The organism is Actinomadura napierensis, from assembly GCF_039529375.1.
GTDB lineage: Bacteria > Actinomycetota > Actinomycetes > Streptosporangiales > Streptosporangiaceae > Spirillospora > Spirillospora napierensis.
Genome location: NZ_BAAAMR010000032.1, coordinates 57,999 through 67,933, shown reverse-complemented (window position 1 = coordinate 67,933; position 9,935 = coordinate 57,999). Strand labels below are relative to the sequence as shown.

The 9,935-nt window shown below is 64.0% G+C and carries 5 protein-coding genes and 1 pseudogene; 1 reads left to right on the top strand and 5 read right to left on the bottom strand.

Going from position 1 to position 9,935, the window contains the following annotated elements; translation table 11 throughout:
- Positions 1-17 precede the first annotated feature (17 nt).
- From ABD296_RS50605 to ABD296_RS19580, 5 genes and pseudogenes are all read right to left on the bottom strand, one after another.
- A pseudogene (locus tag ABD296_RS50605) lies at positions 18-362 on the bottom strand (sacsin N-terminal ATP-binding-like domain-containing protein); the annotation flags it as partial.
- Between the two features lie 145 nt (positions 363-507).
- Complete coding sequence (locus ABD296_RS19595) at positions 508-1,221, bottom strand: hypothetical protein (RefSeq protein ID WP_344268741.1); 714 nt, start codon at positions 1,219-1,221, stop codon at positions 508-510.
- Positions 1,222-2,546: 1,325 nt separating this feature from the next.
- Entirely contained in the window at positions 2,547-3,641 is a 1,095-nt protein-coding gene (locus ABD296_RS19590; RefSeq protein WP_344268738.1) for a DNA cytosine methyltransferase, read from the bottom strand.
- A gap of 1,813 nt (positions 3,642-5,454) precedes the next feature.
- Positions 5,455-5,787: a histone-like nucleoid-structuring protein Lsr2 gene (locus ABD296_RS19585; RefSeq protein WP_344268735.1), complete on the bottom strand. Its 333-nt coding sequence runs from the start codon at positions 5,785-5,787 to the stop codon at positions 5,455-5,457.
- Positions 5,788-6,105: 318 nt separating this feature from the next.
- Positions 6,106-7,557 carry a hypothetical protein gene (locus ABD296_RS19580; RefSeq protein ID WP_344268732.1) on the bottom strand — a complete coding sequence of 484 codons (1,452 nt, stop codon included), beginning with the start codon at positions 7,555-7,557 and terminating at the stop codon, positions 6,106-6,108.
- Between the two features lie 735 nt (positions 7,558-8,292).
- On the opposite strand from ABD296_RS19580, the gene ABD296_RS19575 reads away from it, so the two are divergent.
- A complete protein-coding gene (locus ABD296_RS19575) occupies positions 8,293-9,915 on the top strand; it encodes a sigma factor-like helix-turn-helix DNA-binding protein (RefSeq protein WP_344268729.1) in 1,623 nt (540 codons plus the stop codon).
- The last annotated feature ends 20 nt before the right edge of the window (positions 9,916-9,935 follow it).

Below are 9,935 nucleotides of genomic sequence, written 5' to 3'. Positions count from 1 at the left end.
AAGAAGAGCGGTTCATCGGAAACACTCAGGACAGACTTGAATCCAACGCCGAAACGCCCGATCTCTGCACCACGTTTGCGCGACAGATGCGACGCCAAAATGGTTCGAGCACCCTCAGGCGTGATCGGATTGCCCCGATTTGCGCAGTACAGCGCGTCCGCTGTAAGCACAACGTGGATGAGTCCGTCACGAGTGCTCCGCAGCTCGTCAGCACCGTTCTGGATTAGCTCGTACAGTTGGCGGTCTCCATATCCTCCCTCCCTGATGGATGTCTCGATGTTCGCATGTTCCTCGATCAAATCTTCATTGACTACGTAAGACTGAAGGCAAGCTTCAGACTGGGCTACGACGACCTGTGTCACAAGGCCACCCGCTCCTGACCAGTCGGAGATTACAGCACGCTCGACCTTGTTCGCACTGGCCACTGAAATTCCTTCTCCTCGTGATCAGGAAGCTGTTCGGGAGGTTGACGTAGTAAAGCCCGGCGTGAGCGACGTCCTCGAAACGTTATCGCTCTAGGTCCGCCAGGCGATAATGGCCTTGCGGAACCTCTTCAGGTGCATCATCATGAGATTGAATCAGCCACCCCTGATCGATCAGCTCGCGGAGTTCTTGACGCCATGTGGGAGTCTTGGCGACACGTTCGAGCTGTTGTGGGCTCGCCGGCCAAGGACAGATATGCAGAAGGTATTCAATCAACCTGTCCGCGGGGTCCGTGCCGCCAACGGACTCGATGGTCTCTTCACTAGAAGCAACGGATTCATCCAGATGAGAAGCGGTCAGCCTGTAGAAGGCCTCCGCTCCGGAGCCGATGGTGTCGATCTCCCAGCCGAACTGGCGGAGGTCACGGATGCGCCGCGCCCACGCACGGATGGCTGCGACGCCTTCAAGTTGTTGCGGCAAGATCGCCTCCCCAGGATGCCCACGGAGGTACAGCAGGAGCGCTGCACTGGCTCCGCCTACGACATCTTGGCGAACTTTAGCGAGAGCATCGCGTGATTCGGCGAGATGCGTCCCGACTTTGGCTGCGGTCTCCAGCCAGTCCTGTGGTTTCAGATCCACTCTCGGCGTGGCCTGCACAACGGCCAGCGCATCTTTGAGAGACCGTTCGAGCTTCTCCAGTTGCTCGCTGTGATCGAGAAGTCGACCGTCTTCGCTGGGGGGGACCTCCATGGTTGCGCCCGTTGCCTTTCGTCCATCGACGCGGATCGACCTTGTCACTTCGGCTCGCTGCTGTGGCTTTCGGTATTCTTTTAGGCACGCTAACGCCGTGGCCCCATCAGAGCTTCCGACAATCGGCCATCGAACGCGACCCTACATGCGAGCACGCAGAGCCGAGGGGCAGTACCCAACCTTCAGGCTAGAAAGCACATCCGGGCCAGGTCGTGACTCACCAAGGCGAACCACACTTGGCGCAGTGTATGCATCGCTCGGCGGGGATGTCAAGGGTAGAACTTTGACACGTCAAAGAGGGCGAAATAGTGCCGAACGACGCAAACGCAACCAAAGCGCCACACCATGTCCTCTTCAAGCCAATATGTGATCCGCACTTGCACCGAGGCCCTTCCATGGTGGAGTCTATATGAGCGCCCGGGCCAGATTCCGGGTGATGGCACACTGCTCGTAATGTCCATTCAGCACGGATTCCCGGTCGGGCGCGAGTCGTAAGGCATCCGTTTCATATGGGCCAAAGAACACGAACCCCACCCTTTATTTTGGAGGTTTATAGAAGCACCTAGGCAGGTGAAGGAGATCTCGACAGGTAGGACCCGGTCTCTGCATGTCCCTTTGCGGCCGAATTCGGTCCACTTCTCAACCAACTGTTCGCCTCAAGTAAGGTGGATGTTCTCGGCCGTGCAACAAAATCCCGACCGCAGTCATGCGCCTGCGCGGAAGTCGGGCGTTCATCGACCCGAACCGGCTACCTACCGAAGGATTTTCCATGTCAACTCTGGCTTCGACCATGCTCACCGCCGCTACTAATGACGGAATTAGCCCTCGTCTCATGACGCTGCTGGTCGGCTCCGCTGTAGTTGGCTTGGTCGGCGGATTCCTGACATTCCTTGGCAGTAACGCATCACATACCCAAAGGATCGCACTGGCAGTAATAGCTGGGTGCGTCGCATTTGTGTCGGCGTACTCATTCCTCGATGGCCTGGTGGTTTCTACGGAACTTCCGTCTACGCCTTCACCCAGCCCAACTCAAATATCGTCAGGCACCAGCGCAGGACGCTGATGAACCACATGCCTACGCTGCGGCTGGCGATCATCGCGGCTGGAAATTACCAGCATGACGGGGCATTGCGATGCCTGCGAGCGGGGCATAGCAAGTTGCTGGACCTTCCGCGCCGGGCGGCGGCATGAAGTCGAATGCCCGGGGCCCTAGCCCGTACTCCGACACGGGGGCCTCAATGAACGCTGCATGGTCGACTCTGCGCGCCGCGAGCCCTGTCAGAGACAGACCGCGAGATAGCGCTCATGAGTGCGTCAGCACTCAGAGGGCGACAGGCTCGGATTGATTTCACAGGCCTTAAATTGATCGGCGATCAAAGCGGCAAAGGAGACTGAGAGTCCTCACCTAGCGCGCACGGCTCCGCTACAATTCCCCAGGTCTCAAGCTTCTTCAACATGTCCTTGGTGGCTGCATCCTTCCATCCGAAGGCCGCAACGAGAACGTGCATCGCTAGACGAGGCGGAACGGCGTTACCGATCTGCTGGCCCAGATCCCTCCCTGTCCAAGGGTAGTCGTGTGGGAAGGTCTGGAGGCGACCGGCTTCCGAAGGATTGAAGCGGTCCAGGTCGTGACCCGACGCGGAGACGACTCGGTTGCGAAAAATCTTTCCGGTGACGGTTGCTGAAGGCTCATTATGGGCGCGACGTCCCCGGAGCTTGGGGTTACCCCCAGAGCCATAGTTCGAGATCACTGAGAACGGGGGGCGACGCTCAAGCGCGTCCTCCATCGTCACCCACGGTTCCAGGTTGGGATCGCCTTCCTGCCTCGAAACCCCCTTCCGGTAGGGCCGATGGGTAGGGGAGGGAAGGTCGACCGACTTGGCGCCCAGGCGAGCGATGAGCACGGCGCGTTTACGGGTCTGCGGAACACCGTATTCTTCTGTCCGCAACAGACCAAAGTCGACGCCGTAGCCCTCCCTCTCCAGGGCCTTCGCATAGGCCTCCCAGACAGGTAGAACCGCTGGCACCTGCTCGAGCACGATGGCCTTGTAGGGTTCTGTTCGTTCGTCATCGATCGCCTCGAGAGCCCAACGCAAGGGCTCCAGAACCAGGCCGGTCCGCTCATCGCTAAGGTTGGCGAGATCCTTCTCGATCTGTTCCCGGTCCTCGCGATCGACCATGCGGTTGACGAAGCCCAAGACTTCGTCGAGAGCTCTACGGCCGGCCCCGGTACCTGCCACGGTGAACGTCTGACAAGGGGGGCCTCCTGCCAGGACGTCGGCGTCCGGGTAGTCGGAGGGCTTGTAGATCCGCACGTCGCCTTCCACCGTGTACAGCCCGGCGGCGCGGCGCGTCTCACAAGCAGAGGCATCCCATTCGATGCCCACTGTGGGGATATTGAGCTTCTTTGCCGCCACATCAAGTCCACCGGGGCCGGCGAACAGGTCCACCATCTTGACGGGCTGCACTTGATCTCCAGGTATGTCGTTCGAGTCTGTATCACCACAGGGCCTTCAGATGATCATCCATCCTGCCCGACGACAGCGCCAGCAGCTACGCACAGTATCGTGCGTCACTCAGGACGTCTCTCCCCCGCTCAGGCCCCGTCCATTAACCCACGTCGCGGGTCCGGGTGCAGGAAGCCTCCCGGTGTGAACCGGCCTACCCTTGACCGAGCGCTCCACGGTCAAGGGTCCGAAGGCAAGGCCAGCCCGGGCTGTGACCTGTGGGTCCCAGGTACTTCGCAGCCTCAGCGAGGGCCATCACAAGCGACGGGCAGACGGCCTGGGTTCGGGACCAACGGCACCCCCGCGCGGGGCCAGCTCGAACTCGACCGCTGATGCTGTCTGGGTCGTTCAGCAGCAGCTCCTTCAGGTTGATCTTGCATGGATCTCCGCGCGACGGCTCCTTCGGTAGCTGCGCCGCAGCTCCAGCCGCGCCGTACGTGGCGTGATGTGGCGCGGCATTCCGCATCCCCCGATCACCAGGGGCGTCTTGGACAGCGCTCCGTGGGTGACCACGCTATGAACGCTCGTCTTCGTTGGGACTGTCAAGCGCCGGAACGCCAGCATGCAGACAGCACCTGTGGTGCACCTCCCGGACACGCCAGCACATCGCTTGATCAAGGCGCCTGAATTCGTAAGGGCGCCACGTCGACCCGTATCCGCCACCCGGACCAGGAGTCCTGTCACCACCCAAGGAGCGGGTACCGATCGAGTCAACAAAACACCCAGCAGAGCTCGTCCTGTCGCAGCCGGCCGAGGGGCTTCGGTACCCATGCAGGATGCTGAACGATCTGCCGCCAGCGTCCCGCGGGCGCATCCCGCCCGACCTCGACGAGCCGTGGCGCATCAAGCCCCGCAGCAGCCACCGCCGGTCCCCCGCCCGCAACCGAAAGTGGATGGCTGCGGCCATCGCTGGCGCGATCACCGCCACGGGCGCCGTGACAGCGTTCGAACTCGGCAGGTGGTCGACCGCAAACGCGCGGCCCACCAGAGCCGCCGGCCATGCGCAGGCACCTCAGACACCTGCACCGGAACCAGCGACGTCCAGCCCTTCGAGCACACCGAATCGAAAGACTCCCGAGCAGCAGCACCGGCCCTCCCGCACGAGCAGCCCTCACCGGCCCGCCACCATCCCAGCGGGTAAGCCGCCACGAACCGAGGAGACGGCTTCCCGGCACCACTGGACACCGGACCAGCCCAGAGCGAGAAGAACACACAGGACATCCAGCCACGCCGTCCATCACACCCGCCGACGCACTCATTCGTCTCGGCCCGAGCCCAAGCGCCGGACGCCGAAGTGGGTTGGCACCGAGTGCCACCGTCGGTTCCCACATGACAGCACCCGCCAAGCCGCCTGTAACGCCGCCCTCCACAACTACTCAGCAGGTGATCTTGCAAACCCGAAACATCCGCCGCATTGTCGCCGGGTCCGAGCCGGTAGCCAAACGAGCAGGCGGGCGCCGTCAAACCGCCCCACCCCGTCAGCGTTCGCCGCCCGACAACAACCGCCACCTGCGCCAGGATCCTGGAAGCGGGCGGGAGAACGCGCCTCGCGGGCCGAACTCGAACGGCGCTCTCAGCGCGGGTCGCCTACCGCCGAGCCGACAACCGCACCGACCGTCCGTTTGCTCCACTTCACCGGCCCGGCTGCCGAGGCTTGCGTGACCGCTTCCGCCAGCTGAGCGGGAAGTGTCTCTGTGCGGCTTTGCGCCGTACCGCCTGACCGCGGTCACAGAAACCCTGTGTAGAACCCTGTGTACGAGTGGCAGCGGGCTGCTTAATGAGCGGCCCGATACTGCTCGATCACGTTGGCCGGGATACGCCCGCGGTCGTTGACCGCGATGCCCTGCTCCCTGGCCCAGGCCCGGATGTCACCTGACCGCCCCGCACCGGGAGCAGTGCCAGTGCGGCCGGTTGTCTTCCCGCCTCTGACCGCCTTGAGACGCCGTCCGCCGCCCATGAACGGGTGCAGGGACGCGCGAAGCTTTGCAGCGTTGGCCTCGCTGAGGTCGATTTCGTACGCCGCTCCATCGATAGCGAACGACACTGTCTCGGCAGCCTCGCCGCCATCGACATCGTCCGTCAGAATGATTTGCACCTTCTGTGCCATACCGAACTCCTTCTGGTCACCCTACCGGCCAGCCACGACGATACCCGATTTCAGTAACCGGTCGGCCGAAAACATCGGATCGAATTAACCAACGACAGACAGGCCGTCGGACCGGACAGGATGGCCGAAACTTTCGAGCATCCTTTTCCTCTGACGCAACAGCAAAGAGAGCCGCGCAGCATAAAGCAGGACGGAGTCGACGATAATGGTGAACATCATTTTCGACTCTACCTATAGTGGCTATTCGGAGAATATTTCCACGCGGCTGACCGACCGCCGGGGAGCCGACGCACCGGCGGCTGGCCGTGACTGATCTCCTCAGGATCCGAACAGTGGTTCCTGTCCGGTCCCGGGATCCCGGGACTGCCTGCGTCGCATCCTGGTGGCGAGGCTCTTGTCGTACCCACGGGCGTGATTGCGTTTGTGCCGCTCCCTGACTGTCTCTCGTGGCGGGGCTGTGGCCCGATCCACGACGACGGACACGGACATTCCTTCATCCGCTCGCTCCATGCCGAGCGTCCTCAGTTCGTCAATCGTGGTGCCCACTGTGCCGACAAGCCCGTTCTTCACAAGCGCGGTGAACTCCGTGTTTCCCAAGTACCGGTCGACGTAGCCGTATCCGAGGCGTGTGCCCCCGGCCGGGCCATGTGTCGCATAGTCCTCCAGCAGAAGTTTTACGTACGGCACCGGCAGATACATGCCTGGCGCCGGGCCTGGGTCGATTGTCTCGTTCAGTGGCCAGTAGGCCAGTTTGACGAAACAAGGGTCCGAACCCAGCCGCCACTCGTGAGGCGCCTGCGGGGTTCTACCCAACTCAGCGGCCTGCTCGAGACGGTCGAGTTGCCCACGCATTTGGTCATCCACATAGATCCACCGAGCGCCTGCGGCAGAAGGAAGCCGTTTGGCCTGCACGAGTATGAAGCTCTGGGTGGCCTCGTGGTAGTAGATCAGATCTGCGCCGAGCCGGGTTTCCACCGGTGTTGCGTTGATGTTCGCTACCTCGATCCGGCTCCCGAGGTATTCGAAGACCTGGATGTCGCAGCGGAAGGACGCCCCGGTGGCGCGGCTTCCGGAAGGCCATCCCGCTTCAGTGAACACATCGTCACCGAACTCGATGTGACGCGCGTCGTTCTCGATCAGCCCCTGTTCGAAGGGTTCCCTGATCAGCCCCGCCAAATGAGGGGCGTTGGGGTCGCTCGGACGCCGCCAGGCCGCGAGCCGTGACGGAGGGATGTTGCCGATGGACAGCCCCAGTCGGGTCATGTCGTACTGCTCCTGCCAAGAGCGATCCTCAACTCGTCGAGGGTCGAACGGGTCGGGCTCGGCCGCCTCTCCAAGGAAGTCGAGTGTCCTGCGCAGCAGGACGTGCTGCTGCGCAAGAGCCGTCAGCAAGTCTTCCGAATCCTCCTCCCCGAGCACGGCGACCTCGCCCGATAGAGCACGCGTTACTGCACGCCGTGCGCGATGCGGCACCTTGTCGATGAACGAGCGCATAGTGACCTGGACGGGACACTCCCGCACCAGTTCGACGGTGATCCGAGAATCGACCGCCGCAACCTTCTCCCCGCGGGGCCGTCGCACGACTCCCAGCCAGAGCAGCGGGCACGGGTCGGTCTCGGCCGAACTTCGCGTGACGAGCAAAGTGATATGGGGTGACTGATCGCGAGGAAGGGACGCGACGGCGACCGTCTTCGTGAGGGACTGCTTGATCCGTAAGTCCGTATCGATGCCGTCCAGTTCCTCGGCGCTAAGCGCTATGACGTAAACCATGCACAGAGCGTACGTGGATCACCGCTCAACCCGCCGCTCCATACCTTCTAAGAGCGCAGGCATCACCACCCATGGAGGGCAAGCAGCCCCTTCGAGACACACCTGACCTCACGCTTCAAAGCCGCGTGTTGCCGTAGTATCACTGGTAGCGCGCGACGGTGAATGAGCCCGTGATGGACAGGATGCCATCCGCGGGTAGCGCCGTAGTTTCCCCTGTGTGTGGGGTCCCCCCGGAGGCGCAACAAGGTCACTCTGACCGGCAGCGACGCCTTCGACCACAGTCGGCGGTGCTTCGCCGTCGAGATCATTCAGGTTCGGCACAGGGCGTATCGCGCTCACTCCCCGGGCCTTGCCGGGCAAGGTCAGGTTGGCGCTTCGGCGTCTCCGCGTAGTTCTCGCATGAGCCGTGCCGCGGCGGGCTGGCTGGGTCCGGGCCCCCTCCTTAGCGCCGACCGCAGGAAGAGTGCCGCGGCGGGCTCCGATCCGCGCGTTCGCGATATCGGTAAGTGGCCGCTCCTTCGTCGGCAGACGCTATGTCGCCAAGGGGTTGTTCTGGACGGATCGGCGGGATGGGCGCCAGGGCTCGCCGAAGCGGGGCTTGAAGGGGCGAGTGACTTGGATCACAAGATGTGGCTTGATGGTAAGTGATCTTCGTCTGCGGGTTCTGTCGGTTAAGGGCAGGACGTCGTGCACCGCACCATGTGGCGGGCGTGCGGGGATGTGAGGAGGTCGGGCATGGACTGGGAACCGTTGCTGGCGGCGGTGATCGGTGCGGTGGCCGGAGGGGTGGACCGGCGGCTTCAGGACCGCGCGCAGCGGGAGGTCCCGCCGTCGGTGGAGGGCCCGGAAATCCTCTCCGAGTTCTCGGAAGCCTGCGAGTCCCTGGTGCGGTACGTGCAGTCGGGTCGCGTTTCCCGGGCCGAGGCGGAGGACGCCGTCGCGCATGCCCTGCTGCGAGCGTGTGAGAAGGCGAACAGAGAGGATCCGGGTGCCCAGATCCGGAACCCGCGGGCCTGGTTGCGGGTGGTGGCGTCGAACCGGGTCCGGGATCCCCGTCACCGCCGGCCGGAGACGCCGGTCGACCGGCTCCCGGACGTGGCCGCGCCCGGCCTCGGCCATGGTGAACTCGTCGTCGAGGCCCTCGACGTGGCGGCCGTCCTCCAGCAGTTGCCGCCGCACCTTCGCCAGGTGCTGATAGGGCGGATGTACCACGTGTCCTATGACGAGATCGCCGAGTCGTTGGACATCGAGCCGCGGCTGGCGCGCAACCGCATGCGGCTGGCGCGCCATCGCCTCCGTGGGCCGCTGGCCGCACGAGTGCGGAGGCCGGACACGGCCTCCGTCGTGGAACAGGTGGCCTCGCTGGCGGGTCACCTGTCAGCCCATGGCGGTGATCTGCGGACGATGGGCCACGAGGAGCGCCGGGAGATCGGCGCCAGGACCACCGAGCTGCGCAAGTTGCTGCTCGGCTGCCGGGCCGGGAGGTTCGACACCGAGGAGTCGAAGATCGTTGTGGGGAAGGTCGCCGTGCTCGCGGAGACGCTGGTCGCGGACCGCGACGAGCGCGCCGCCCGCGATCTGGCTCGGGCAGCCGCACCGCATCTGCGGTTCCTGCGCAGTCCGTCCACCGAAACGTTTCGGATCCGGCGTGCACTGGCCGAGGCCTGGTCCGAACTCGGCGAGCACCAGCGGGCCGAGAAGCTGCTGCGAGCGCTGAGCCTGGACGAACAGAACCACTTCGGTGCCGCCGACCCGCGGACGGAGCTGCTGCTGCACTGGGCACTGATGAGCCAGGGCCAGTTCGTCGAAGCCGAGGCGGGGTTCGCCGCGCTGACGTCGCGCCTGGGCGCGTTACCGGACCGCAAGCAGCTGCTGTTGCATGCGCTGTGCCGGCAGGCCTGGCTGCTGGGACGCCTGGGCCGGACGGAGGAGTCGGTGCGCACCTACACCCGCGTCATCTCCAGCCGGACCCTCGCCCTGGACACCTACCATCCCGACACCCTCGACGCCGGGCACTCGCGGGGCAAGGGCCTGGTCCTGGACGGGCAGGGAGAACGGGCGTTCGTCCTGCTGGATCCCCTGCTGGACGTCCGTGCCCGCGTCCAGGGGGACCGGCACCCCGACTCCCTGGAAACCGCGAAGTACCGGCACATCGCCCGCGTGCAGACGGAACCCCGCGACGACCGCGCCGTCTCCGAGGCGTTCGGTGGTCTCGAGGAGATCCTGGACGTCCAGACCCGACGGCATGGCGGCCGGCACCCCGCGAGCCGCGACACGGACCGATGGCTCACTTGGCTCCAGGACGTCCGGGGCGCGAACCGCTCGCGGGATCCGCTGCCCCCGATCCCCAGCCTGTGACCCGGTCCGCCCCCGAACAG